Origin of the sequence: Tabrizicola sp. (assembly GCF_041913445.1) — a bacterium.
In the GTDB taxonomy this organism is placed as follows: domain Bacteria; phylum Pseudomonadota; class Alphaproteobacteria; order Rhodobacterales; family Rhodobacteraceae; genus Tabrizicola.
On the sequence record NZ_JAYSFG010000014.1, the window covers coordinates 21,703 to 43,986 of the forward strand.

The 22,284-nt window shown below is 67.6% G+C and carries 29 protein-coding genes; 16 read left to right on the plus strand and 13 right to left on the minus strand.

What is annotated here, in order from left to right:
- Window positions 1–268: 268 nt before the first annotated feature.
- Window positions 269–706 (plus strand): hypothetical protein, encoded by a 438-nt coding sequence (locus ACE3Q6_RS15285; RefSeq protein ID WP_374434137.1) that lies wholly within the window; start codon window positions 269–271, stop codon window positions 704–706.
- Here the strand turns inward: ACE3Q6_RS15285 and ACE3Q6_RS15290 are convergent.
- Window positions 684–1,658: a hypothetical protein gene (locus ACE3Q6_RS15290; RefSeq protein WP_374434139.1), complete on the minus strand. Its 975-nt coding sequence runs from the start codon at window positions 1,656–1,658 to the stop codon at window positions 684–686. The two genes, ACE3Q6_RS15285 and ACE3Q6_RS15290, sit on opposite strands and share 23 nt — an antisense overlap.
- A gap of 117 nt (window positions 1,659–1,775) precedes the next feature.
- On the opposite strand from ACE3Q6_RS15290, the gene motA reads away from it, so the two are divergent.
- Window positions 1,776–2,642, plus strand: coding sequence for a flagellar motor stator protein MotA (gene motA, locus ACE3Q6_RS15295; RefSeq protein WP_374434142.1), 867 nt, complete (start codon window positions 1,776–1,778; stop codon window positions 2,640–2,642).
- Window positions 2,639–3,085 (plus strand): flagellar FliJ family protein, encoded by a 447-nt coding sequence (locus tag ACE3Q6_RS15300; protein ID WP_374434144.1) that lies wholly within the window; start codon window positions 2,639–2,641, stop codon window positions 3,083–3,085. The genes motA and ACE3Q6_RS15300 overlap by 4 nt, the downstream gene beginning before the upstream one ends.
- On the opposite strand, the gene ACE3Q6_RS15305 is transcribed toward ACE3Q6_RS15300, so the two are convergent.
- The gene (locus tag ACE3Q6_RS15305; protein WP_374434146.1) at window positions 3,057–4,418 is read right to left on the minus strand and encodes a FliI/YscN family ATPase; all 1,362 of its coding nucleotides are present in this window, start codon (window positions 4,416–4,418) and stop codon (window positions 3,057–3,059) included. The genes ACE3Q6_RS15300 and ACE3Q6_RS15305 overlap by 29 nt on opposite strands.
- 66 nt (window positions 4,419–4,484) lie before the next feature.
- Here ACE3Q6_RS15305 and ACE3Q6_RS15310 point away from each other — a divergent pair, with 66 nt between their 5' ends.
- From ACE3Q6_RS15310 to ACE3Q6_RS15345, 8 genes are read left to right on the plus strand one after another with little or no spacing between them, the layout of a single operon-like run.
- The gene (locus tag ACE3Q6_RS15310) at window positions 4,485–4,832 is read left to right on the plus strand and encodes a flagellar basal body protein (RefSeq protein WP_374434149.1); all 348 of its coding nucleotides are present in this window, start codon (window positions 4,485–4,487) and stop codon (window positions 4,830–4,832) included.
- A gap of 2 nt (window positions 4,833–4,834) precedes the next feature.
- Window positions 4,835–5,245: a flagellar basal body rod protein FlgC gene (flgC, locus tag ACE3Q6_RS15315; RefSeq protein WP_374434152.1), complete on the plus strand. Its 411-nt coding sequence runs from the start codon at window positions 4,835–4,837 to the stop codon at window positions 5,243–5,245.
- Window positions 5,246–5,249: 4 nt separating this feature from the next.
- Window positions 5,250–5,564, plus strand: a complete 315-nt coding sequence (locus ACE3Q6_RS15320; RefSeq protein WP_374434154.1) for a flagellar hook-basal body complex protein FliE — start codon at window positions 5,250–5,252, stop codon at window positions 5,562–5,564.
- Between the two features lies 1 nt (window position 5,565).
- A complete protein-coding gene (locus tag ACE3Q6_RS15325; RefSeq protein ID WP_374434156.1) occupies window positions 5,566–5,835 on the plus strand; it encodes a flagellar biosynthetic protein FliQ in 270 nt (89 codons plus the stop codon).
- Window positions 5,835–6,638 carry a lytic transglycosylase domain-containing protein gene (locus ACE3Q6_RS15330; protein ID WP_374434158.1) on the plus strand — a complete coding sequence of 268 codons (804 nt, stop codon included), beginning with the start codon at window positions 5,835–5,837 and terminating at the stop codon, window positions 6,636–6,638. Before ACE3Q6_RS15325 ends, ACE3Q6_RS15330 begins: the two co-directional genes overlap by 1 nt.
- On the plus strand, window positions 6,635–8,737 hold the full coding sequence (gene flhA, locus ACE3Q6_RS15335; protein ID WP_374434160.1) for a flagellar biosynthesis protein FlhA: 2,103 nt from the start codon (window positions 6,635–6,637) through the stop codon (window positions 8,735–8,737). The genes ACE3Q6_RS15330 and flhA overlap by 4 nt, the downstream gene beginning before the upstream one ends.
- A complete protein-coding gene (locus ACE3Q6_RS15340) occupies window positions 8,737–9,498 on the plus strand; it encodes a flagellar biosynthetic protein FliR (protein ID WP_374434162.1) in 762 nt (253 codons plus the stop codon). Before flhA ends, ACE3Q6_RS15340 begins: the two co-directional genes overlap by 1 nt.
- 3 nt (window positions 9,499–9,501) lie before the next feature.
- The gene (locus ACE3Q6_RS15345; protein ID WP_374434164.1) at window positions 9,502–10,647 is read left to right on the plus strand and encodes a flagellar biosynthesis protein FlhB; all 1,146 of its coding nucleotides are present in this window, start codon (window positions 9,502–9,504) and stop codon (window positions 10,645–10,647) included.
- Here ACE3Q6_RS15345 and ACE3Q6_RS15350 read toward each other — a convergent pair.
- Genes ACE3Q6_RS15350 through fliL form a run of 4 tightly spaced genes read right to left on the minus strand, consistent with a single transcriptional unit; the run spans window position 10,640 to window position 13,044 of the window.
- Entirely contained in the window at window positions 10,640–11,239 is a 600-nt protein-coding gene (locus tag ACE3Q6_RS15350) for a MotE family protein (protein WP_374434166.1), read from the minus strand. The two genes, ACE3Q6_RS15345 and ACE3Q6_RS15350, sit on opposite strands and share 8 nt — an antisense overlap.
- On the minus strand, window positions 11,239–11,535 hold the full coding sequence (locus tag ACE3Q6_RS15355) for a hypothetical protein (protein ID WP_374434168.1): 297 nt from the start codon (window positions 11,533–11,535) through the stop codon (window positions 11,239–11,241). The genes ACE3Q6_RS15350 and ACE3Q6_RS15355 overlap by 1 nt, the downstream gene beginning before the upstream one ends.
- The gene (locus ACE3Q6_RS15360) at window positions 11,535–12,500 is read right to left on the minus strand and encodes a flagellar motor switch protein FliM (RefSeq protein ID WP_374434170.1); all 966 of its coding nucleotides are present in this window, start codon (window positions 12,498–12,500) and stop codon (window positions 11,535–11,537) included. Before ACE3Q6_RS15360 ends, ACE3Q6_RS15355 begins: the two co-directional genes overlap by 1 nt.
- Window positions 12,501–12,513: 13 nt before the next feature.
- Window positions 12,514–13,044, minus strand: a complete 531-nt coding sequence (gene fliL, locus ACE3Q6_RS15365; protein ID WP_374434172.1) for a flagellar basal body-associated protein FliL — start codon at window positions 13,042–13,044, stop codon at window positions 12,514–12,516.
- 201 nt (window positions 13,045–13,245) lie between these two features.
- Between fliL and fliF the strand changes: the two genes are divergently transcribed.
- The 5 genes from fliF to ACE3Q6_RS15390 are packed head-to-tail and all read left to right on the plus strand — an operon-like array spanning window position 13,246 to window position 17,653.
- Complete coding sequence (gene fliF / locus ACE3Q6_RS15370) at window positions 13,246–14,862, plus strand: flagellar basal-body MS-ring/collar protein FliF (protein WP_374434174.1); 1,617 nt, start codon at window positions 13,246–13,248, stop codon at window positions 14,860–14,862.
- Between the two features lie 4 nt (window positions 14,863–14,866).
- Window positions 14,867–15,529 carry a hypothetical protein gene (locus ACE3Q6_RS15375; RefSeq protein ID WP_374434177.1) on the plus strand — a complete coding sequence of 221 codons (663 nt, stop codon included), beginning with the start codon at window positions 14,867–14,869 and terminating at the stop codon, window positions 15,527–15,529.
- The gene (gene fliN, locus ACE3Q6_RS15380) at window positions 15,522–15,851 is read left to right on the plus strand and encodes a flagellar motor switch protein FliN (RefSeq protein WP_374434179.1); all 330 of its coding nucleotides are present in this window, start codon (window positions 15,522–15,524) and stop codon (window positions 15,849–15,851) included. The genes ACE3Q6_RS15375 and fliN overlap by 8 nt, the downstream gene beginning before the upstream one ends.
- On the plus strand, window positions 15,851–16,624 hold the full coding sequence (gene fliP, locus ACE3Q6_RS15385) for a flagellar type III secretion system pore protein FliP (RefSeq protein WP_374434181.1): 774 nt from the start codon (window positions 15,851–15,853) through the stop codon (window positions 16,622–16,624). The genes fliN and fliP overlap by 1 nt, the downstream gene beginning before the upstream one ends.
- A gap of 15 nt (window positions 16,625–16,639) precedes the next feature.
- Window positions 16,640–17,653, plus strand: a complete 1,014-nt coding sequence (locus ACE3Q6_RS15390) for a flagellar motor switch protein FliG (protein WP_374434184.1) — start codon at window positions 16,640–16,642, stop codon at window positions 17,651–17,653.
- Here ACE3Q6_RS15390 and ACE3Q6_RS15395 read toward each other — a convergent pair whose 3' ends face one another.
- The 7 genes from ACE3Q6_RS15395 to ACE3Q6_RS15425 form a co-directional block, all read right to left on the minus strand.
- Window positions 17,654–18,481 (minus strand): DUF1217 domain-containing protein, encoded by an 828-nt coding sequence (locus ACE3Q6_RS15395; protein ID WP_374434186.1) that lies wholly within the window; start codon window positions 18,479–18,481, stop codon window positions 17,654–17,656. It abuts the gene before it with no gap.
- Window positions 18,478–18,885 (minus strand): flagellar biosynthesis repressor FlbT, encoded by a 408-nt coding sequence (locus ACE3Q6_RS15400; protein WP_374434188.1) that lies wholly within the window; start codon window positions 18,883–18,885, stop codon window positions 18,478–18,480. The genes ACE3Q6_RS15395 and ACE3Q6_RS15400 overlap by 4 nt, the downstream gene beginning before the upstream one ends.
- A complete protein-coding gene (locus ACE3Q6_RS15405) occupies window positions 18,885–19,280 on the minus strand; it encodes a flagellar biosynthesis regulator FlaF (RefSeq protein ID WP_374434190.1) in 396 nt (131 codons plus the stop codon). Before ACE3Q6_RS15405 ends, ACE3Q6_RS15400 begins: the two co-directional genes overlap by 1 nt.
- A 99-nt stretch (window positions 19,281–19,379) precedes the next feature.
- The gene (locus ACE3Q6_RS15410; protein ID WP_374434192.1) at window positions 19,380–20,303 is read right to left on the minus strand and encodes a flagellin; all 924 of its coding nucleotides are present in this window, start codon (window positions 20,301–20,303) and stop codon (window positions 19,380–19,382) included.
- A 113-nt stretch (window positions 20,304–20,416) separates the two neighbouring features.
- Entirely contained in the window at window positions 20,417–20,917 is a 501-nt protein-coding gene (locus ACE3Q6_RS15415; protein WP_374434194.1) for a hypothetical protein, read from the minus strand.
- On the minus strand, window positions 20,917–21,189 hold the full coding sequence (locus ACE3Q6_RS15420) for a rod-binding protein (RefSeq protein ID WP_374434197.1): 273 nt from the start codon (window positions 21,187–21,189) through the stop codon (window positions 20,917–20,919). The genes ACE3Q6_RS15415 and ACE3Q6_RS15420 overlap by 1 nt, the downstream gene beginning before the upstream one ends.
- Complete coding sequence (locus ACE3Q6_RS15425) at window positions 21,189–22,283, minus strand: flagellar basal body P-ring protein FlgI (protein ID WP_374434199.1); 1,095 nt, start codon at window positions 22,281–22,283, stop codon at window positions 21,189–21,191. Before ACE3Q6_RS15425 ends, ACE3Q6_RS15420 begins: the two co-directional genes overlap by 1 nt.
- Window position 22,284: the final 1 nt, after the last annotated feature.

The window sequence follows — 22,284 nt, forward strand, 5'->3', positions numbered from 1 at the left end:
ACTGATTTCTAGGATCGTGCATTTTTCGGCACTTTGCAAGCAATCCAAAGCAGCACGATCAAAATTTAGGAAAAAGAAACTGGAAATCTTTTGGCAGAAGTCTACCTTCAAGAGTGCGAATGTAAGCGCGGCTGTTTGCGTGGGTGATCAGGGTGTGGCGACTGGTTCTGTGGTGTGACTTTGCATGCAATCTTCTGCGTGCGGCGGACAGGGGTATCGAGCCGCGCGCCGGAACGGCTGGCGCCTTCGTGTCAAGGCGGGCCTCCTGATGTCCCGTAACCGGCTTTTCTGCGGCCCGTTCACGTCTGGCACGCAAGCCACCCTTATGCAGGAACTGGAGCGTATCGGGTTGCGGCCGTCCGATGGCGACGCCGCGATCCAGTGCCGGGCGGACCCGTCGGGCGGCCTTCGGCTGGAAGCGCAGGGCGCGGGCGTGCGTGGCTATCTTCTGGCAGAAGATGGTGAAGAGGCCGAACTGCAGGATATCAAGCGCCTGATCCTGACCTGCTGCCCGGCGCAGCGCGAGATCACCTTTGTCGGTAGCGCGCTGATCGCGGAAGAGACGCTGCTGGTCACCTCCAGCCGCGCAACCCATGATGGACGGACCGTGACATGGTCGTCGTTGCGCAGCGTGATGCGCCCGTCCGACGTGCGGACTCTGCGCGACGAGGTCGGGCTGGAGATTACTGGAAGAGCCCGGCCCTGAGGGCATGCAGGGGGGCCGCGTCCTGCTCGGCCGTGCGGGTCGTGCCGGACGGCAAGAGGGCGAGCGCGACAGCCGCGGCAAGGATGCAGGCCACGGCCGCAAAGCTGCGCTGCAGGGCCAACCTGCCGAAAGACCTGGTTTCTTCGCCGGTTGGCGCCGGAGGCGTGGCCGGATCGGGCAGGTCCTGCACGGGGGCTTCGTAGACTGGTGTCACGAGGTAATGCCTGTCCTGCGGCATGATGAGTGCCGGCAGGCCGGTGGCCGGCGGGCGGATGCCGAGGCAGTCCGGGGGCAGAAGGAGCGATCCCGGCAGGTCTTGCCCGTCGAATGCCGAACGGCGCAAGGCCAGGGCCAGGCCGTCGTCGCGGACCAGAACATCGGAAGGGGCGACGGCGACGGGCGCTGCTTCCGGGTCGATCAGGATCGCCAACTCACCCGTGGGCGAGGAGACGAGGAGGGCAGGAATGGCTATCCGGCCGGGGGAGGCCAGGGGCTGGAAGGGCGCATAGCCCGGCAGTTCCGCCGTGACCCGCGGGGCGTCGCTTTCGGTCTGCGGATCGGGGACCCGGACCAGGGCGGCGAGGTCCAGACCTTCGTCCACCGCGAAGCCGAAGTTGACCGAGAAGTCCGCCGCCTCTTCCACGGCGTCCGGTGACCTGGCGAGGAAACTTTCGATCCCCAGCCGCAACCGCGCGACGGCGGTGAAGGGCAGGTCGCAGACGGGATGGCCCTCGACCGGCGGGAAGACGGCGGCCTCGGCCAGCCGGTGCGTGGTCAGCGTCTCGATGCGGGAGAGGATCGCCTCCGGGCTTTCCCGCCGATGGAAGGGAAAGATCTCGGGTGCGTCGCCCACTTGCAGGGCGACGATCCCGACATCCTCGGGCCAGCCCTGGGGCGCCGCGAAGTCGTCGGGGAAAAACAGGCGCAGGCGCGTGGTGACGGACTCTGTCACGGTGACTCCCCAGTTTGCGAAAAATGTAGTCGAAAGCGGGTAGGCGGGGCAATGCCGTTCTTGCCACAGGGCCAAATTTATGATTTTCGCAAATGGTGCGCCTGAGGTGATGTCGTCATGATGATCCTGATCGGACTGGTCCTGGTCTTCGGCCTTGTGTTCGGCGGCTATGGCTTGTCGGGCGGCAGCTTCGGGGTGCTTCTGCACGCCTTGCCCTTCGAGGGGATGATGATCGTCGGCGCCTCGGTGGGCGCGATGGTGGTCGCAAGCTCGGGTCACGGTCTGAAGATGGTGGTCGCGTCGCTGGGGCGGGCGGCGAAGGGGCCGCGCTGGTCCGGGAAGGATTATGCCGACCTGCTGGCCCTGATGTTCGAGCTGGCCCGGCTTCAACGCAGCAAGGGCGCGGTGGCGCTTGAGGCGCATATCGAGAACCCGGCCGGGTCGAGCATCTTCGAACGCTACCCGCGCATCCTGCGCGAGCAGGAGACGACGGCCCTGATCGCGGATGCCTTCCGCCTGCTGAGCATGAACTTCGACGATCCCCACCAGATGGAGGACGTGCTTTCCAAGAAGATCGAATCCATCCACCACGAGAACCTGGGGCCGGTCCATGCGCTGCATTCGGTCACCGACGGGTTGCCCGCCATCGGGATCGTCGCGGCGGTGCTGGGGGTGATCAAGACGATGGCCTCGGTCGACCAGCCGCCGGCGGTTCTGGGGATGATGCTGGGCGGGGCGCTGGTCGGGACGTTTCTGGGCGTGTTTCTGGCCTATTGCATCATGGCCCCGATCGTGGCGCGACTGCAGCACATCGAGGACCAGGACCTGGCCTTTGCCCATGTGATCCGCGATGTCGTGGTCGCGATGCTGAACAACCATCCGGCCAACATCTGCGTCGAGATCGGTCGCGGCAACATCCCGCCGCACTATCGTCCCAGCTTTGCCGACACCGAGACCGCGCAGCGGCAGCTGGCGGCAGCATGAGGCGGCGGCTGGCGACCCTCGCAACTCTGGCGCGGCTGGACGACCAGCGGATGCGGGCGGCGGCGGCCGAGCTTTTGCCGCTGCAGGACCGGATGGCGCGGCTGGCCGCGGAAACCGAGGTGCTGGAGCGACGGCGGCAGGAGGAAAGCCAGGTGACCGAGGTCGCGGCGCTGCCCTACCTGGGCCGCTTCCTGGCGACGCTTCGGCGTGAGACGGACCGGATCGCGGCAGAGATCGCTGCGACCGCGCAGGTGGCCGAGCAGAAACGGGAGGCGGTTCTGGAGGCCTGGCGGGACCTTCGGCCGAAGGAAGGGCTGCAGGCCCGCCTGATCGACCGCGCGCGGCAGGACCTTCTGCGCGCCGAGCAGGCCGCGGCGGACGAACGCGGCGCGCAGGACCATGCGCGCGAGGCGCTTACCCGTCGGCGAGCGCTTCGGGGCTGAGCGGAAGTCCGCTTTCCGACAGAAGGCCATAGAGCGTGGCGAAGCTGATCTCGGATCCCTGCCGGTCGGTCGTTCCCTGGCGCAGGAAGCCGTCGGCCAGTTCGGCGAAGCGGATCGCGGCATCCGTGGCGGTGTCCGACCCCTTCCGGTAAGCGCCGATGCGGACCAGATCCTCGACATCCGCGGCGGCGGCCAGGGCACGGCGGGCGGCGGTCATGATCGCCCTCTCGGCCGGGGTATGGCAGTGGGGCAGGGCGCGGGAGACGGACCGCGCCACGTCGATGGCCGGGTACCGGCCGGTCTCGGCGATCTTGCGGTCCAGGATCACATGGCCGTCGAGAATTCCGCGGACCGTGTCGGCGATCGGTTCGTTGTGGTCGTCGCCATCGACGAGGACCGTGTAGATCGCGGTGATGTCGCCCTGGCCCTCGGTGGGCGAGCCTGGGCCCGACCGCTCCATCAGGCGCGGGAGTTCGGCGAAGACGGTGGGCGTATAGCCGCGCGTGGCCGGAGGTTCGCCCGCGGCAAGGCCGATCTCGCGCTGTGCCATGGCGAAGCGGGTCACGCTGTCGATCATCAGAAGCACCTGCTTGCCCTGGTCGCGCAGCGATTCGGCGATGGCCGTGGCGGTCCAGGCGGCCTGGCGGCGGGTCAGTGGCGGCTGGTCCGAGGTGGCGACGACGAGGACGGTGCGGGCCATGCCCTCGGGGCCGAGGTCGCGGGTGATGAAGTCCTGCACTTCGCGCCCGCGTTCGCCGACGAGGCCGATGACGATCACGTCGGCGTCGATCTGGCGGGCGAACATGGCCATGAGGGTGGACTTGCCGACGCCCGAGCCGGCAAAGACCCCCAGCCTTTGGCCACGGCAGAGGGGAATGAAGACGTCGACCGCCTTGATCCCGGTTTCCAGCTTCCGCCCGGTCTGCCGCCGGCGGAAGGCATCGGGGGGCGTGGCGCGGATCGGATAGGCCCGGGGCCCCTGCGGCAGGATCGTGCCGTCGAGCGGAGTCCCGAAGGCATCCAGTGCGTGGCCCAGCCAGGAGGGATCGGGATAGATGGCGTTGCCGGCCTCCAGAAGCCGCACTTCGTCCGAGACGGCGACGCCGTCCCAGGTGCCGAAGGGAAGGATCGCGGCCGCCCCCTTGTCCAGCGCGACGATCTCGCCCCGGATCCGGCCGGCGACCTCGACATGCGCGCCAAGCCGCGCCTCGGCCCCGAGGCCCGCGGCCAGAAGCTCCAGCCCCCCAAGGGACCGGACCTGGCCGCGCAGGTCGGTGTCGGGCAGGCGTCTGAGGTCGGTCCGCAGGGCGGAAAAGACGGTGGGGTCGATCACGGCTCTTCCTTTTTCGCAAATCTGTGGTGTATAAGGACTCATACGATATTTTTCGCAAGGTGGAACATGGACAGTCCCGCGCAGACCTGGTTCCAGGTGGCAAGCCGGAGGATGGAGTGGCTTTCCAGCCGCCAGACCGTGATTGCCGAGAACATCGCGAACGCGAACACGCCGGGCTATGTCGGCCGGGACGTGCAGTCGTTCGAGGATTTTCTCAAGGCCGAGATGGTCGCAGGTGGCGGGGCCGAGGTGCAGGAGGCGCCGGCAAGCTGGGGCGCCAGCAAGGACGGCAATACCGTCGTTCTGGAAGAGCAGGGGATCCTTGCCGCGCAGTCGGCCGGGGAGTTCCGGCTGGCCAGCAAGCTTTACGCCAAGGGCCACCAGCTGATCGCGCTTGCTGCCGGGCGGAGGTGACCATGGACGTTCTGGGTGCCATCGGCCGGACGGCCTCGTCGGGGATGCAGGCGCAGTCCGAGCGGCTTCAGATCATCGCCGAGAACATGGCCAACGCCGAATCGACCGGGTCCACCAGCGGGGCGGATCCCTATCGCCGCAGGCTTGTGACCTTCGGCGCGCTGGTGGACGAGTCGACCGGCGCGACCCTGGTCGAGGTGCATGACGTGACCGACGATCCCGCGCCGTTCCGGCTGCGGCTTGATCCGTCGCATCCGGCGGCGGACGAGAAGGGCTATGTGAAGATGCCGAACGTCGATCCGCTGATCGAACTGGCGAACATGCGCGAGGCGGCCCGGTCCTACGAGGCCAACCTGAACATGCTGGAAACCGGCCGCCAGATGCGCAGCCAGATCATCGACATGCTGGGCTGAGCCGATGAGCGACCCGATCACGGGCGTCGTCGCGGGCGGCGTCCATCGCGCATACCAGGCCGGGAAGGCGGTGCCGGCGGACCCGACTGTGGTCCGGCCGGGGCCGTCCTTTACCGAAATGCTGGCCCGCACGGCGACAGAAACGGTCGAGACGGTGCGCCAGGGCGACCGGACTGCCCTGGCCGGGCTGACCGGGACGCTTCCGGTGCAGCAGGTGGTCGAGGCGACCATGGCGATGGAATCGGCCGTGCAGGTCACGGTCGCGGTCCGGGACCGGGTGGTCGAGGCCTATCAGGAAATCCTGCGGATGTCGGTCTGAGATGGAAGCCGCCGACGTCGGACAGATGGTCGCTGAAATGGTCCGGGTCATCCTGATCGCCTGCGGTCCGGTGCTGGTCGTCGCCACGATCGTCGGCCTTCTGATCGCGCTCGGGCAGGCGCTGACCTCGGTCCAGGAGGCGACGCTGACCTTCGTGCCGAAAGCCGCGGTGATCCTGATCGGAACCGTGCTGTCGCTGCCGCTGATCTATTCCAGCCTGGCGGGATTGACCGAAAGGGTCTTCGCGCTGATCCGCGACGGCGGGCTGTGATGCGCGGGGCGCTGGCTGCCGGGCTGGTGGTGCTGGCCGCCTCTGCCGCGCAGGCGGAGCTCTTCGACGGCCTGTTCGGCTTTGCCGAGACGGAGCCGGAGCCTGGCCTGGACGGGCCGGTGCTTTCGGGGTCGCACCCCGATGCCGGGCTCTGCGTCGCCGCGATCCGGCAGGCCGAGAAGGCGCATGGCATCCCCGCGGACCTGCTTCTGGCGATCGGCTTGCAGGAGGCGGGGCTTGGCCTTCAGGGCAGCACGACGGTCTGGCCCTGGTCGCTGAACGTCGACGGCGAGGGCTTTCGCTTCGACACGCGCGAAGAGGCCGAGGACTTTCTGGCGCGCGAACTGGACGCGGGGGCGCAATCCATCGACGTTGGCTGCCTGCAGGTGAACCTGCGCTGGCACCCGGGGGCCTTTCCTTCTCCGGCGGCAGGTTTCGATCCGGAGCGCAATGCCGATTACGCCGCGCGCTTTCTGCGCGGGCTTCACGACGAGACGGGCGACTGGCTGGAGGCTGCGGGTCGATACCATTCCGCGACGGACGGGTTGAAGGACGCCTACCTCGCCGGGGTGGAGCGGAACCTGTCGCGGCTTGAGGACAGTGCCTGGGAGGTGGATGCGCTGGCCGATGGCGCGGGGCTGGCCCTTGGCACCGCCGTGGCGGAAAAGCGGAAGATGAACCCGCTGCGCGCCCCGGTCAGGACGGGGCAGGGGGGCGCGGGCGGGGGGGTTTACCGGCGGACGCTGATGTCTCTGCCCGCGGAGGACGATGGCCCCGCACCCGACGACGAGACGCTGCCGTGACGCAGGCGAGCCGACAGAAGCCGGCGGGAGCGCTGGACGGGTTGCTGGACGTGGTGGTCCGGCTGACGGGCAACCGCGACGTGACCTTCGCGGTGGGTGTGTCCATCATCCTGGCGGTCCTCTTCGTGCCGCTGCCTCCGGTGCTGCTGGACATCGGCCTGGCGCTGTCGATCACCCTGTCGATCCTCGTGCTGATGGTGGCGCTTTGGGTGAACAAGCCCCTGGAGTTCAGCAGCTTTCCAACGCTTCTGCTGGTCGTCACGATGCTGCGGCTGGCGCTGAACGTGGCGTCGTCACGGCTGATCCTGGCAGAGGGCCAGAACGGGACGGATGCCGCGGGGCATGTGATCGAGGGGATCGCCCATTTCGTCGTGGGTGGCGACTTCGTGATCGGCGCCGTAATCTTCTCGATCCTGATCGTCATCAACTTCATGGTCATCACCAAGGGCTCGACCCGGATTGCCGAGGTCTCGGCGCGCTTCTCGCTGGATGCGATGCCGGGCAAGCAGATGGCCATCGACGCCGACCTTGGGGCGGGCGCCATCGACGAGGACGAGGCGCGGCGGCGGCGGAAGGAGGTCGAGGGCGAAAGCAACTTCTTCGGCGCGATGGACGGGGCGGCCAAGTTCGTCCGGGGCGATGCCGTGGCGGGTATCATCATCACGCTCGTCAACATCGTCGGCGGCGTGCTGATCGGCGCGATCCGGCACGGGATGCCGATCGCCGAGGCGGTGCAGAACTACACGGTCCTGACCATCGGGGATGGTCTTGTGACCCAGATCCCGGCGCTGGTCGTCTCGCTTGCCGCGGGCATGATCGTCACCAAGGGATCGAACGAGGGCACGGCCAGCGAGGCGGTGTCGCTGCAGCTTGGTGCCAGTCCGAAGGCGCTGTACGTCGCGGGCGTGCTGGTCGCAGGATTGGGGCTGCTGCCCGGGTTCCCGCACATGATGTTCCTTGCCCTGGGGACCGGGCTGGCGCTGGTCGGGATGACTGTCGGCCGGGCGGCAGAGCGGCGGCGGGTCGCGGCGGAGGAGGCGGCGCGGCGCGGGCCGGTGGAATCGCCCGAGGACCAGACGGACCCGCTGCGGATCGACGCGATCCGGATGGATCTTGGCACGGGGCTGATGGTGCTGGTGAACGACCTGGACGCGGCGCTTCCGGGAAAGGTCCGCAGCCTGCGGAACCTCTTCATGTCGGACTACGGCTTCGTGCTGCCGCCGGTCCGCATCCGCGACGACGCCGGGCTGAAGCCCAACGCCTACCGCATCAGCATCCACGGGCTGGACGTGGCGACCGGAGAGCTTCGCCCCGGCGGTCGGCTGCTGATCGATCCGATGAACGAGGCGGAGGGCATCCCGGGCGAGCAGGTGCGCGAGCCGACCTTCGGGCTGAAGGCGCTGTGGATCGACGCCTCGCGCGCGGCCGAGGCCGAGGCGGCGGGGTTCACCGTCGTCGATCCGGAAAGCGTGGCGATCACCCACATGACCGAGGTCATCAAGGAGCACCTGCCGGACCTGCTGACCTTTGGCGCGACGCAGGACCTGATCAAGCGGCTGGACCGGGATTACCAGAAGTTGGTCAGCGACATCCCCGCGGCCGCCCCCGCGATCCTGCTGCAGCAGGTCCTGCAGCGGCTGCTGGCCGAGCGCCTGTCGATCCGCAACCTGCCGATGATCGTGGAGGCCATCGTCGAGGCCGCTGCCGTCAGCAAGAACCCGGTCGTCATCTGCGAACATGTCCGCCGCAAGCTTGCCGCGCAGATCTGCCACGGGCTTGAGGATGCAGACGGTTTCGTGCCGGTCATGGTGCTGGGTCCGAAATGGGAGGCCGAGTTCGCCGCCACCGTCCGTACGCAGGGTGAGGAATCGGTCTGCACCATGTCTCCCGCCAAGGTGCAGGAGTTCATCCTGGCCGCCCGGGTGGAAATCCAGAAGTTCGCCGCCCAGGATCAGTGGCCCGCACTTCTGGTCACCCCCGACCTGCGGCCCATCGTGCGGTCGATCCTCGAGCGGGTCAGCGGGCAGACGCAGATCGTGTCGCATTCCGAAATCCACCGGAAGGCGCGCCTGAAGACCGTGGGCAGCATCGGCGCGTGATGGAGGGCATAGCGATCTCGGACACCGTCACCGCCTGGATCCTTCTGGCGGCGCTGGCCTTTGCCCGGGTCGGGACGGCGGTGCTGATGCTGCCGGGGTTCGGCGATGCCCAGATCCCGGCGCGCATCCGCATCGCCTTCGGGCTGGTGATGACGCTGGCCCTGATGCCCGCCCTGCCGTTGCCCGCCCCGCCCGGCCAGATCACGGCGCTGGCCCTGCTCTTCGCGGGCGAGATCCTGGTCGGGGCCTTCATTGGCACCGGCACGCGGGTGCTTCTGGCCGCGATGCATCTGCTTGGCGCGCAGATCGGCATGGTGGCGGGCCTGTCGAACGCCTTTGCGCCCGGCGTCTCGAACACCGAAAGCGCCACGGTGCTGGGGTCGCTGCTGACGGTCGCTGCCGTGGCGCTGATCTTCGTGTCGGACCTGCACCATGTGATGATCTCGGCGATCCTGCGATCCTACGCGATCCTGCCCCCGGCGCATCTGCCGGTGGGAGACATGGCGGACCAGATCGCCCGGCTGGGCGCAAGCGCCTTCCGCATCTCGGCCGCGCTGGCGGCACCGTTCCTGGTCGTCTCGGTCCTGCTGAATCTGGGCCTTGGGCTTGCCAACCGCGTGATGCCGGGAATGCAGGTGTTCTTCGTCGCGGCACCGGGGATGATCCTGGCGGGCTTTGCGCTTCTGGCCCTGGCAGTCCCCGCCACGCTGGATGTCATGGTCGAGACGCTGGCCGACTGGCTGCTTGGCCTGACCCGGTGACGCATGGCCGAGGCCGAGGATCACGCATCGAAATCCGAACAGGCGTCCGAGCAGAAGCTGCGGAAAGCGCGCGAGAAGGGCGACGTGCCCATCAGCCGCGAGGTCGGGCAGATGCTGGGCTTCGGGACGATGCTGGTCCTTGCGGCTTTGGCCGGGGGCGCGGTCCTGTTGGCGCCCATGCACAGTCTTGGGTCCCTGTTCGCGACGGCCGGTCAGATCCAGGTGGGCAGCGAGCTGCCGGGTGTCCGGGATGTCTGGGCCGGGGTCATGGGCGCGCTTGGCCCGGCCCTACTTCTGACGGCGGGCGCCTTGGGTCTGCTGTTCCTGGGCGCGATGCTGACGGGGCTGCTGCAAGGGCCCTTCGTGGTCTCGGCCGAGCGGGTGCGGCCAAAGCTCGACCGGCTGTCCCCGGTCGCCGGGTTGAAGCGCATCCTCTCTGCCGACCATCTGCTCGACTTCGCGAAAAACCTTTTCAAGCTGGCGGTGATCGCCGCTGTCGGCGAGGCGGTGGTCTGGTCGATCGTGGTGGCACTTCTGCCCGGCACCCTGGTCGAGCCGGAATGGCTGCCCGGGCTTTTGCAGGATGGCGCGGTGCGGATGCTGGGGCGGATCGCGCTTCTGATGGTTCCGCTGGCGATCCTGGACCTGGTCTGGAAGCGGATCCGCCACCTGCGCCGGCAGCGGATGTCGCTGCAGGAGGTGCGGGACGAGGTCAAGGATGCCGAGGGCGATCCCCATGTGGCGGCAAAGCGGGCGCAGATCCGGCGGCAACGGTCGCGCCAGCGCCTTCTGCAGGCGGTTCCGACGGCGACCATGGTGGTGACCAACCCGACCCATTTCTCGGTCGCGCTGCGCTATCAGCGGGGTGTCGATGCGGCTCCGGTCTGCGTGGCGAAAGGGACGGACCGGATTGCCGCCCGCATCCGCAAAATCGCGCATGAAAGCGCCATTCCGGTGATCGAAAGCCCCGCCCTGGCCCGGGCGCTTTATGCGACGGCCGAGCTGGAGAAGCCGATTCCCGAGGCGCACTGGCAGGCGGTTGCCCGGTTGGTGACCTATGTCCTTGACCTGCGCCGCCGCATCCGCCGGATGCCGCCCGAAGGTGCGCGGCTTTGTCGGCCCGAGGACGAGGCGGACGCGGTCAGTTGACCGGCACGACCACGGGCACCTGGTCGCCCGGCAGGCGCGAGCGTTCCAGAAGGATGCGCGACACCGCGCTGGCCCGGACCGGCGACATCGCCGCCATGATCGGCCCGGCATTGCGTTCGGCCATCGCGGCAAGGACCAGGACGGTCAGTTCCAGGTCCGAATCCTGCAGGATGGTCGCAGCCTCCGAGGGTTTCATCGCCTCGTAGATCCGGACAAGGCGGCTGATGTCGGCTTCTTCCGTGCTTCTGGCCTGTTCAAGCAGGGCCTCCACGTCGGTGCGCAGTCGGGTCAGTTCCTCGTTCTGCTTCAGCACCGTGGCCCGGGCCAGGGCGATCTCGGCCTCGCGGGCATCCAGCGCGGCGGTGCGGGCATCCAGCGCCTCGCGCTCGGCCGCGATGGCGGCCAGGAGTTCGGGCAGCGCGGCAGGGTCGGGGGTCTCTGCTGGCGTATCCGGTCCTTCGGCCTCTTCCGCCGTGGCGGGGCCCAGGAGCAGCCGGTCGGACAGGGTGTCCAGTCCGACCAGACCGGCCAAGAGCTTCACGGCCAGGAGTCCCCCCAGGGCATAGGCGCCAAGGCGCAGCGGCGAGGCCATCAGGGCCGTCTCCGCCGGATGAAGTCGGTCAGGGTGTTCATCAGCACGGTCCGCTCGTCCGGGGTGGGGAGCCTTGCCCGGCTGCCCGAAGCCTCGATCCGTCCGCTTTCGGCGCGCAGATCCTGGACCGACTTTTCCGACCGTTCGACGGCCTTGCAGAAGGCGTCGAGCGCGGGCCCGAAGGCCACAAGGGCGCTGCGCAGGCGTTCCAGCCGGCGCGAGACGAGGTAGCCGTAGCCGATGCCGCAGGCCAGAAGGCCCAGGATGGCCAAGTCGATCAAAGTGACCGTGTCCATCACATGCTCCCCAGTTCTTCCGGCGCGCTGGGGATGGGGCCGGCGGCCTCGCGCGTCACCCGCAGCGCGATGTTGCCGTTCCGCAGGCGACCGGCGTGGCCGAAGAGGATGGGGATGCCCGAGCACATCACCGTGACCTCCTGGTCGGGGAGGATGCTGAAGTCGATCTGGGTGCCGGGCTTCCAGGCCAGGATGTCGGACAGCGGGATCTGCTTTTCGTGGATCCGCGCGGTGACGACGACGCTGGAGCCGGTGATCCGGCTGGCGATGTGATCGCGCCAGGAACTGTCGCCGCCCAGCTTGTCGCCCAGGAACATGGTGGCCAGGCGTTCCTGCACCGGGTCCAGCGTGCGCAGCGGGATGATGACGCTGAAGCTGCCCAGGCATTCGTCAAGCCGCACTTCCATCCGGGCCACGGCGCAGGGGGTCGAGACGCCGTGGATGGCGCCGATCTCCTTGGGCGATTCGACCGCTTCCAGGCTGAAGGTCGCCTCGGCAATGCGCGAGATGTTGGTGGCCAGGTCCTCGAGGATCAGCTTGAAGAGATGCCGCATCGTCTCGCGCTCTATTCCGGTGGGCGGTCGACTTGGGGCCGTGCCGGGGCTGGGAATGCCGCCCGTCAGCCGCTCCATCGCCGCAAAGACGAAGACGCTGTCCATGGCCAGCGCGATGGCGCCGTTCCATTGCGGGGCTTCGGCCGTGGCGCAGATCGCGTGCGGGTCCATCCCTGTCACGATCTCCCCCCACGGGGCGTAGGTGGTACGGTCGAAGCGGACTTCGGTGATCAGGCTGGCCCTGGCCCGGAACGAGGCGGCCGTCGCCGGCGCCATGCGCGAGAAGATGACGTCCAGCATCGGCAGGGGCTGAAAGCCGGCCGAGGCCTTGGCGATGATCTCTTCCTCGACCAGTCGTGTCTGATTGCCCCGGCTTTCCGGGGCTTCGAGAGTGTCGGTTGCTGCTTCCAAGTCGGGTTCTCCCTTACTGGATGAGGAATTCCTGGATGAGGACGGCCGATGCGTTCAGTTCGGGGGCCACGGTCCTGGCCCGGCGCAGAAGCTCCTGTCGCAGCGTCAGCAGTCCGGCGCTGCCGCGCACATCGCTTTCGTGCAGTTGGGAAAGGTATTCGATGAAGGCGTCCCGCAGCTCGGGCACCGGACCGGGGGCGGCCTCGTCGGCCGGGGCGCCGTGTTCCGCTTCGGCTGCGGGTTCGCCTTCGGCTTGCCCGATGACCAGCGGCGTCACCAGCAGGTGGCGGGTCCCGGTGCGCCCACCGCTTGCCGGGATGACCACGGTGATCCGGCCCACTTCGACCTCCAGCCGGGTGGCGGGGTCGACGGCGACCTCTTCGACGGCGGGTGCCTCTGGGTGCGGCGCGTCCGCCTTGCCGAAGAACCCCCCCGCAACGACCCCGGCAGCAATCCCGATTCCGAAGACGGCCACGACCGCGACCACCAGCAGGAGCCGGCTGCGACCACGGGCAGCTTTCGCCGGAGGAGCGATGTCAGCCATCGAAGAAGCTCCATGCTTTCGATTTTCGCAAATCTATAGATCGCCGCCGCGCAATTTGGAAGCCCCGAGATGTTCCGGCGCCCAGACACCAAAGGGTGACCCTCGCAGGAAAGACCGCTTGTTTGACCAGCAACAATAAAGTATTGGTTTTCGCAAGCCGCCAGACGGGCAGGCTGGCCAGAAGGCGAAGGCGGGACCGACGTGAAGCAATTCCTGGAAAATCTTGCAGGACTGGGCCGACGTCGCCTGATTCTGCTGGGTGTGACCGGAGCGGGCCTGGTCCTGACCTTGCTGATCGGTCTGGGAATCGCATTGACGCCGACCTACCGGCCCTTCGTCACCGACGCCTCGCCTGCCACGGCTTCGCAGATCCTGGATGAGCTGGAACAGGCCGGATTCGCGCCGAAAACCTCGGAAGACGGGTCGATGATCAGTCTGCCCGAGGGCGACATTGCCCGCGCCCGCATGATCCTGGCCGAGGCGGGCCTTCCCGCGGCGGATGCGTCGGGATGGAGCCTGTTCGACAGCTCCAGCACCATCGGGATGAACAGCTTCCTTCAGCAGATCAACCGCCTGCGCGCGCTGGAGGGAGAGCTGGTCCAGTCCATCGAAAGCATGGACGCGGTCGAGGATGCGCGCGTCCACCTCGTGCTGCCCGAACGCGAATCATTTTCGCAAGACCGGCCCGATGCGACGGCCTCGGTCATCGTCCGGGCCGCGCGGGGCCAGACCTTCGAGCGCAGGCAGGCCCTGGCGGTGCGAAGCCTGGTCGCCGCCGCCGTGCCGGGTCTGTCCCCGGACCGGGTCACCGTCCTGACCGCGGCGGGCCAGACCATCCTGTCCGAAGAGGGCACCGCCTCCGGGATGGACGAGGCGCAGATCGAGATCGAGGAACGGCTGCGGCGCAACATCGAGACGATCCTTGGCGCGCATGTCGGGGCCGAGAACGTCCGCGTCCGGGTGACCGCAGAGCTGGAGACGGAACGGCGCACCGTGGTCGAGCAAAGCTTCGATCCGGCGCAATCGGTCCCGCGGCTGGTCACCAGCTCGAAGGAGGGGTCAAGCTCGCAGGAGGCCGCTCCGGGGACGGTCGACGTTGGTAACAACCTGGCGGCAACAGAGGGCAGCCTGGCCGGAGGCGGCACGTCGGAAAGCCGCAGCAAGGAGACCGAGGAGAAGCAGTTCGAGATCGGCTCGGTCCGCAAGGAGCTGATCGCCGAGCCGGGAAGCATCCGCCGCCTGACCGTCGCGGCGGTGGTGAACGGGACCTGGGACGGCACGACCTATACCGAGCGTTCGCCGGAAGAGCTGGAACGCCTTGCCGCGCTGGTGCGGACGGCGGCCGGGATCGACGAAGGGCGCGGGGACGTGGTCAGCATCGACAGCCTGCAGTTCGCCGAAGGTCCCGAGCTTTCGGGCGAGGAGGGGTCGGCCTGGTCGGACCTGCTGTCCCGGCATCTCGACACCGTGATCCGGGCGCTGATGGCGCTGGCGGCGATTGCCTTGGTCGCGCTTCTGGTGGTCCGGCCTGCGCTGCGCCAACTTGCCCGTCCGGCCGAGACGGAAGCGGCGCTGCCGGCCCTTGATGGGTTGGGCGGGATGCAGATGGCGCTGGCCGGGCCGATGGCGATGGGGGATGGCGGCGATCCGATGGGATTGGCCCTGCCAAGTGGGGGCGAGGGCGAGGACTTCCTGTCCTTCTTCTCGGTCCAGGGCAACGTGATGCGGCGCTATGTCGATGACTTCAGCCGCATCGTCGAAACCGAACCTGAAGCCGCCGTGCGCACGATCCGCGCGTGGATCAACCAGAGAGGCTGACCCGATGTCGATGGCGAATCTTCTGTTCGTGCGGGATTTCGAAGCCGAGCTCGATGCCGAGCGGCTGCTTGCCGAACGCCAGGCGGTTGTCCACACGGCCGAAGAGCTGTGCGCGGCCGAAGCCGCAGGTCGGGCCGAAGGTCACGCCGCCGGCCTGGCCGAGGGGCTTGCCTCGGGCTGGCGCGAGGCCCTGGCCTCGATCGAAGCGCAGCGGCTGGACGCGATGGGCAAGCTGGCAACGGCGGTCGACGCGCTTCTGGCCGACCGTGCCGGGCATCGCCAGAGGCTGGAAGCCGAGATGACCGCCTTCGCGGGCGATCTGGTCGACCGTGTCTTTCCCGAACTGGTGCAAGAGCTGGGCCGCGCCCGCGTCGAAAGCGAAATCCGCCGGGTCATGGGCCGGGCCATCGGCAGCCCGGCGCTGGAGATCCGCCTGTCGCCAGAGGTGGCGCAGGTCCTGGCCGGCGACCTGGCGGCGATGGCCGCCCCGTCGGGCCCAAGCGTCCGGGTCGTCCCCGATCCGGGGCTGGAGGCGACCGAGGTCCACGCGGCCTGGCAGCACGGGCGGTCCCGCTATTCCTTCGCCGCGATCTGCCGGTCGATCCAGACGCTGATCCGCCGGGCGGCACAAACTTTCCCCGACGATGCAGGTGCAAGCAATGAGTGATCCCTTGAAGCCCAGTCTGTTGTCCGACCTCGCCGTGGGCGGGCTGGACCGCGAGATGATCGACGGCCACAACATCAACGCGATGCTGAACGTCTCGCTGAATGTCCAGGTGGTCCTTGGACAGGCGCGGATGTCGATCTCGCAGTTGCTGTCGCTGGCCCGGGGTTCGGTCATCGAGATCGACCGCAAGATCGGAGAACCGCTGGACGTGATGATCAACGACCGGCTGGTGGCGCGGGGCGACCTGGTCAAGGTGGGCGAGGAGGGGATCGGCATCACCCTGACCGAGATCGTCAAGGATTACGTCTCGGCCCCGTCCTGATGCGCCGACCGGTTCCTCTGATTGCGCTTCTGCTGCTGGGCGCAGGCCCCGCCCTGGCGCAGGACACGCTGGCGGACGGGTTCGCCCCGGTGCTGCGCGACCTTGCCGGGGCGGCGGGGGGTGGAGAGCTGTCGGGGCGGCTGATCCAGCTGATCGGCCTTCTGACGGTCCTGTCCATCGCGCCGGGCCTGATGATCGTGATGACCTGCTTCACGCGCTTCGTCATCGTGCTGTCGATGCTGCGGTCGGCCATCGGGCTGAACCAGTCGCCGCCGAACCTGGTCATCACCTCGCTGGCGCTGTTCCTGACCTTCTTCGTGATGCAACCGGTGTTCGAGGCCAGCTGGAACGAGGGGCTGTCGCCCCTGATCGCCGGGTCGATCACCGAAGAGCAGGCGCTTCCCCGCATCGCCGAGCCATTCCGCAGGTTCATGGCCGCCAACACGCGCGAGGTCGATATCGCCCTGTTCCAGCGCTTTTCCGACCAGACCACGGCGGCCCCGGACGCCGAGGACGGGCAACAGGTGGCCTGGTCGGTGCTGGTCCCGGCCTTCATGATCTCGGAACTGCGGCGGGCCTTCACCATTGGCTTCCTGATCTACCTGCCCTTCGTGGCCATCGACCTGATCGTCGCCTCGATCCTGATGGGGGCGGGGATGATGATGCTGTCCCCGGTCATGATCTCGCTGCCGTTCAAGGTCATCTTCTTCGTGCTTGTCGACGGCTGGTACATGCTGGCCGGCTCGCTCATCGACTCTTACCGAGCTTTCTAGGAAAGGCCGCCGCCCGTGAAGCTGCCCCCTGATGACATCCGACTGCGCGGGATCGAGAAGGCCGCGATCCTGTTCATCTGCCTGGGCGAGGCGAAGGGGTCGGAACTGATGCGCCAGCTGACCACGCCCGAAATCCAGGCGCTGGTGTCGGCGATGTCGACCCTGGGAACCATTCCCGCCGCGACGGTCGAGAAGGTGCTTGTCGAGTTTTCCGAGAACGTCTCGGGTTCGGCCGGGGTCCAGGGCTCGATCGAAATGGCCGAGCGGCTTCTGCTGAACTTCATGAACGACGACCAGGTCGCCGAGATCATGGGCGAGCTGAAGGGACCGGCCAGTGGGCGGAACGTGTGGGAGGCCTTCTCGACCCTGAACGAGCAGACCATCGCCAGCTGGCTGCGCGGCGAGCATGATCAGACCGTCGCCGCGATCCTGACCCGGGTAAAGCCCGATGTGGCCGCCCGCGTGGTGCCATTGTTCGGGCCCGAGCGGATGGCCGAGATCATCACGCGGATGATCCGTATCGACATGCTGCCGCGCCACGTGACCGAGACGCTTGAGCATGTCGTGCGCAACGAACTTCTGGCGGCGGCCTCGCGGAAGACCACGCATGATTCCAAGCAGCGCATGGCGGACATGTTCAACAAGATGGACGGTGCCGTGTTCGACCGTCTCTCCGAAGAGCTGGAACAGCGCGCGCCGGCAGAGTTCGCGGCGATCAAGCAGAAGATGTTCACCTTCGACGACCTGATCCGCCTGGATGCCAGCGCCTTGCAGCGGATCATCCGGATGGCCGAGGGCAAGACCCTGGCGCTGGCCCTGCGCGGGGCGAAGAAGCATGTGCGCGACGGGATGATGGAGACGCTGACCCAGCGGATGCAGGACATGCTGCGGGCCGAGATGCAGGACATGGGACCCGTGCGCGCCCGCGACACGCGCGAGGCGCAGTCGGCGCTGATCGACATCGCGAACGAACTTGCCCGGCAGGAGATCATCCGGCTGCCCACGCAGGAAGACGAACTGCTGGAGTAGCTACCGCCAGAGCCGGTAGGCAGAGAGGCCCGTCGCAGGCGCGGCCGGGATCTCGACGGCGATGGGTTGCCAGATCGCCGTGTCGCCCAGGGGAAGGCCAAGACCGATCCGCGGGGAGGCTTGATCGCGCGCCGCGTTCGCGCCTGCGATCGCCGCATACTGCCGGACAAGTTTCTTGCGGGTCTGCGGGTCCTGGAGCGCTTCGATCTTCATGCGTTGCTGCAGCATCCTTGCCTGCACATCGATGTTGCCCTGGGCAATGGCGTCGGGCAGGCCAAAGGCGGTGCGGATGAACTCGGCCAGCTTCGGGTCGGCCAGAACCTTGAACCAGCTGGTCAGCGTGCTGGCCTTGCGCTCGAACTCCAGCGCGACGCCGACCACGGGGTTCTGTTCCATCTGACCGTCGATCATGCGCTGCGTGACGTAGCGCTGGATCAGGTCCTCGGCCCAGGCCCCGCTGCCGAAATCGGCACGGCCGACCGTTCCGTCGGCCTTGAAGCCCATCGCCCGGTTGATCTCGCGGTAGCGGCTGTCGGTCAGGCGGTTGACCAGCGAGGCCTTGTCCGTGGCATCCGCCTTGAGGATCTTCTTCATCATCGCCTTGGCGAAGATTTCCTGTTCCAGCCCGAAGGCCTTCATCAGGAAACTGTAGACCACATGGTCCTTCACCAGGGCTTCGACGTTGTCGACCTTGCCGATGCGGTCGCGGAAGGCCGCGATCTCGCGCCTTGCCGTCGGGTCCTCGCGGACCGCATCGGCGAAGCGGTCGCGCTGGCGGTCGATCAGGGACAGGGCGGCAAGGGGGGCAAGACCGCGGGTGGAGATCATGTCGGCCTCGACCGCGGGTCCCCCAGCAGGCGCTTCTCGCGCTCGAGGACCGGCCCCAGCTTGCGCAGCGCCGCGTAGAAGTCACCCGTCCCCAGGCTTTCCCGCACGGCGCACAGCGCGGGGGCGACGACCGGGTCGAGCACGGCTTCGACGCGGTCCAGGCTGACCAGGATGTGCGGGACCAGCTCGTCGCGCGTCTCGCGGCTGGCCAGTGCGTGCTGGATCGCATGGGCGATGGACCGGACCGGAAACCGGGCTTCGGCCTGCGAGATGATCTCTTCGGCCCGCAGGACATCGGAACGGTTCTCGACTTCCAGGTCCATCCGGGCCCGTCCGGCATTGCGCACGATGCAGCCGTTCAGGATCACCCGCTCACCAGGTTTCAGCGTCAGGCGAAGACCCATCAGCCTTCCCCTGTGGCTGTGCCCGTGAGGGCTGCGATGACGGGGCGGTTCACGTCGACAAGTGCCGCGACCTTGCCGTCGCCGCCCAGGACGAGGCCGGTGTGGCGTTCGACGAAGGCGGCCAGGTTCACCAGGCTGCCGCGCAGGTCCCGGGGCAGGGCGTTGCCGGGGCTGATCAGGTCGGCCTTCAGGGCGGACCACAGGCGCAGGTTGTCGGACAAGGCATCGCGCAGACCGGCGGCCAGAAGACCAAGTCGTTCGGCGCGATTGGTGGTGCCGTCGAAGCGGTCGGCATGGGCCGAGAGGTCGGCCGTGATCCGAAGCATGATGCGCCGTTCGATCTGGCGCGGAGTTTCGGTCTGGCCGAGCGTGCGGCGATAGGCGGAGAGACTCATGCAGCATCAACCTTCTGGCTGGGACGGTGGTGCTTCTCACCACCCGAAGTCGCCTGGCCCCCGAGGGGAATTGGGTGGCCAGGCGCAGGTCGTCCGTTATCAGCGGAAGAGCGACATGATGCTGGACGGGGCCTGGTTCGCGATGGACAGCGCCTGGGTTGCCAGCTGCTGCTGCGTCTGCAGGGCCTGCAGGCGGGCTGCTTCCTCTTCCATGTTGGCATCGATCATCGAGCCGACGCCCGTGTCGATGTTGTCCGTCAGCTTGTTGAGGAAGGTCTGCTGGTCCTCGATGGTCTTTTCGGACAGGCCAAGCTGGGTGGCCGCCGCCGTCGACCTGATCAGCACGCTCTGCGCGGATTCGAGATTGCCCTTCAGGTAGGCTTCGCCGTTGGTGGTGTCGCTGGCATTGGCCGAGAAGTCGGCCACCAGTCCCTTGAAGTCCGCCAGCATCGCCGACAGGTCCACGGTGCTGACCGTCGTGGTGGTCGCCGCGAAGGTGCCGCCGGCGCGGCTGACGCCGGTCACGACGCTGCGGTCTGCCGTCGTCGCGGTGGCCGCGGTCAGCTCGCCTGTGGTCGCGCTCACCGTCGAGGCGGTGACGCTGGAGGCATCGGCCGCGTTGACCATGTCGTCGCCGTTGAAGGTGGACTGCTTGATGGTGATTTCCATCTGCTTCACAAGTTCGCCCAGGTCCTGCTCGACCTCGGCAAAGCCGCCTTTGGCGCCCTGGGCGAAGGCAACGCGCTTGACGAACTGCTCGGCGAGGTCCTGGAAGGATTCCGCGCCAAGGCGTGCCGTGGCGATCGAGTTCTTGGTCAGCGTCAGGCCTTCGTTGATCGACGAAAGCGAACCCGAGTCGCCCTTCATCGTTTCCGAGATCTGGAAGTAGGCGGCGTTGTCCTTGGCCGAGGTGATGCGCAGGCCCGTGGCGATGCGACCCTGGGTGGTGCCGAGTTCGTTGTTCACGTTGCGCAGCGCCTGGAGCGCGTTCATCGCCGACGTGTTGGTGATAAGGGAAGTCATGATCGTAACCTTTCGTTCTGCGGTTCATCCCGGCTTCTCCGGGTAGCGGGCCGACGGCCTGCTGCGGGGAAGAAGGGCGAAGCGGGTTTCAACGAGGTTTCAGAAAATAGCCTCTATAATGTTTTTCGCGAAATTCTTGTCGACCCCTCCGTCGGGCGCAGTTGGCCGGTCTTGTCGTAAAGCCCATGCAGGCTTTGCCGGCTGCGCACGCGGTCGACCTCGTCCAGGATCGCGCGCGAGGCTTCGGCCATGCCCTTCAGCAGGCGGCCGTTCTTCTCCAGCAGATCGGACAGGTCCCGGATCAGGTCGCGCAGACGGGCTGTATGGTCGCCGGCTTCGCGCAGGAAGGGCTCGACGCAGGGCTGGTGCAGCTCCAGGCTTTTCAGAAGTTGCGCCTTTTCCTCATACAGGCCGGCCACTGCGGCAATGTCGCCCAGGTCGAGCGCTGCGTTCTCGGCGCCAAGAAGGTCGAGGGTCCGGGACAGAAGCGCCTCGAACCGGTGCAGGTTGTCGTGATCTTCCTCGGTCAAGCTGGCTGTCTCTCCCCCCGCGTGGCGCCGGGCGCGCAGGCGCAGGCCCAGTCGCGAGGTCACCGGTTCCGTCTTCAGCGTCATCAGCGTCGGTAGGCGTCAAGCTGTGCCGCGATGCTTTGGCCAAGGCCGAGGCCTCCGCTTCGGGCGATCTCCCTGGCGATCTCGTTGGACAGGAGGCTGCTGAACATCTGCTCGCCCGCCCCGCCGCCGGCGATCCGGGGGCGGACCTGGTCCATCATTTCGGTCAGGAAACTGGCGATGAAGGTGGCTTCGAAGGCTTCGGCCGCCTCTGCCGTCCGGCGGTCCGCAGGCGAGGAGGTTACAGGCGGAAGGTTGGGGGGCAGGGCGTCCATCAGATCACCTCGAGATCGGCATGAAGGGCACCGGCCGCCTTTATGGCCTGCAGGATCGAGATGATCTCGCGCGCGCCGACGCCGATGGCGTTCAGCCCGTCCACAAGCTCGCGCAGGCTGACCTGGCCGCCCATGACCGCAAAGCCCGAGTCCTTGGTCTCGACCCCGATCTCCGTCCGCGGGACCACGACGGTTTCCCCGATCGAGAACGGCTCGGGCTGGCTGACGGCGGCCCCTTCGCTGACGCTGACGGTCAGTCCGCCCTGGCTGATCGCCACCTCGTCGATCCGGACATCGGCGCCGATCACGATGGTGCCCGTCTTCGAATCGACCACCACCCGGGCGGGCGAATCCGGTTCGACGGTCAAGTTCTCCAGCTTGGCGATGGTCTCGGCGATCCCGGCCTTTGCGTCGAACGAAAGCTCCACCGTCGTGGGGTCCAGCATCCGCGCGTGGGCCGCCACGGGGGCGGTGTTGATCGCCTCGGCGATGCGCGAGGCCGTGGTGAAATCCGGGTTGCGCAGGGCCAGGCGGATGGTCGTGAGAGAGCCGAGCTCGAACTCGATCTCGCGCTCGATCGTGGCGCCGTTCTCGATCCGGGCGACGGTCGGGACGCCCGAGGTCACGCTGGCCTTCGCCCCCTCGGCCGCGAAGCCGCCGACGGCAAGCGGGCCCTGGCTGACGGCGTAGATCTTGTTGTCCGCCCCGACGAGAGGCGTCACCAGAAGCGTGCCGCCATGCAGCGAGGAGGCGTCGCCCAGCGAGGAGACCACGACGTCGATGGTCATGCCCGGACGCCCGAAGGCGGGCAGTTCCGCCGTGACCATGACGGCGGCTGCGTTGGCCGTGCTGATGTCTTCGTCCGACAGGTTGCCCACCCCCAGCCGTTCCAGCATCCCCTCGACCGAGCTGCGCGTGAAGGGCGAGTTGCGCATGCTGTCGCCGGTTCCGTTCAAGCCGACGACCAGACCATAGCCGATCAGCTGGTTGGGGCGGACGCCTTCGAACTGGACGATGTCCTTGATGCGCACCTCGGCAAGTCCCGGGCCTGCGCCCAGGATCAGGATTGCCGAAAGAAGAAGTCGTCCGAGCATC

Bases quoted from the DNA above. Each gene is read 5' to 3' on its own strand.
- ACE3Q6_RS15320 (WP_374434154.1), top strand. From the start codon at position 5,250: ATGAGCGACCCGATCACGGGCGTCGTCGCGGGCGGCGTCCATCGCGCA.
- fliP (WP_374434181.1), top strand. From the start codon at position 15,851: ATGCGCCGACCGGTTCCTCTGATTGCGCTTCTGCTGCTGGGCGCAGGC.
- ACE3Q6_RS15420 (WP_374434197.1), bottom strand. From the start codon at position 21,189: ATGGACGCCCTGCCCCCCAACCTTCCGCCTGTAACCTCCTCGCCTGCG.
- ACE3Q6_RS15300 (WP_374434144.1), top strand. From the start codon at position 2,639: ATGAGGCGGCGGCTGGCGACCCTCGCAACTCTGGCGCGGCTGGACGAC.
- ACE3Q6_RS15375 (WP_374434177.1), top strand. From the start codon at position 14,867: ATGTCGATGGCGAATCTTCTGTTCGTGCGGGATTTCGAAGCCGAGCTC.
- ACE3Q6_RS15415 (WP_374434194.1), bottom strand. From the start codon at position 20,917: ATGACGCTGAAGACGGAACCGGTGACCTCGCGACTGGGCCTGCGCCTG.
- ACE3Q6_RS15340 (WP_374434162.1), top strand. From the start codon at position 8,737: ATGGAGGGCATAGCGATCTCGGACACCGTCACCGCCTGGATCCTTCTG.
- fliN (WP_374434179.1), top strand. From the start codon at position 15,522: ATGAGTGATCCCTTGAAGCCCAGTCTGTTGTCCGACCTCGCCGTGGGC.
- ACE3Q6_RS15330 (WP_374434158.1), top strand. From the start codon at position 5,835: ATGCGCGGGGCGCTGGCTGCCGGGCTGGTGGTGCTGGCCGCCTCTGCC.
- ACE3Q6_RS15410 (WP_374434192.1), bottom strand. From the start codon at position 20,303: ATGACTTCCCTTATCACCAACACGTCGGCGATGAACGCGCTCCAGGCG.
- motA (WP_374434142.1), top strand. From the start codon at position 1,776: ATGATGATCCTGATCGGACTGGTCCTGGTCTTCGGCCTTGTGTTCGGC.
- ACE3Q6_RS15350 (WP_374434166.1), bottom strand. From the start codon at position 11,239: ATGGCCTCGCCGCTGCGCCTTGGCGCCTATGCCCTGGGGGGACTCCTG.
- ACE3Q6_RS15400 (WP_374434188.1), bottom strand. From the start codon at position 18,885: ATGGGTCTTCGCCTGACGCTGAAACCTGGTGAGCGGGTGATCCTGAAC.
- ACE3Q6_RS15310 (WP_374434149.1), top strand. From the start codon at position 4,485: ATGGACAGTCCCGCGCAGACCTGGTTCCAGGTGGCAAGCCGGAGGATG.
- flgC (WP_374434152.1), top strand. From the start codon at position 4,835: ATGGACGTTCTGGGTGCCATCGGCCGGACGGCCTCGTCGGGGATGCAG.
- ACE3Q6_RS15425 (WP_374434199.1), bottom strand. From the start codon at position 22,283: ATGCTCGGACGACTTCTTCTTTCGGCAATCCTGATCCTGGGCGCAGGC.
- fliL (WP_374434172.1), bottom strand. From the start codon at position 13,044: ATGGCTGACATCGCTCCTCCGGCGAAAGCTGCCCGTGGTCGCAGCCGG.
- ACE3Q6_RS15325 (WP_374434156.1), top strand. From the start codon at position 5,566: ATGGAAGCCGCCGACGTCGGACAGATGGTCGCTGAAATGGTCCGGGTC.
- ACE3Q6_RS15345 (WP_374434164.1), top strand. From the start codon at position 9,502: ATGGCCGAGGCCGAGGATCACGCATCGAAATCCGAACAGGCGTCCGAG.
- ACE3Q6_RS15395 (WP_374434186.1), bottom strand. From the start codon at position 18,481: ATGATCTCCACCCGCGGTCTTGCCCCCCTTGCCGCCCTGTCCCTGATC.
- ACE3Q6_RS15355 (WP_374434168.1), bottom strand. From the start codon at position 11,535: ATGGACACGGTCACTTTGATCGACTTGGCCATCCTGGGCCTTCTGGCC.
- ACE3Q6_RS15405 (WP_374434190.1), bottom strand. From the start codon at position 19,280: ATGAGTCTCTCCGCCTATCGCCGCACGCTCGGCCAGACCGAAACTCCG.
- ACE3Q6_RS15285 (WP_374434137.1), top strand. From the start codon at position 269: ATGTCCCGTAACCGGCTTTTCTGCGGCCCGTTCACGTCTGGCACGCAA.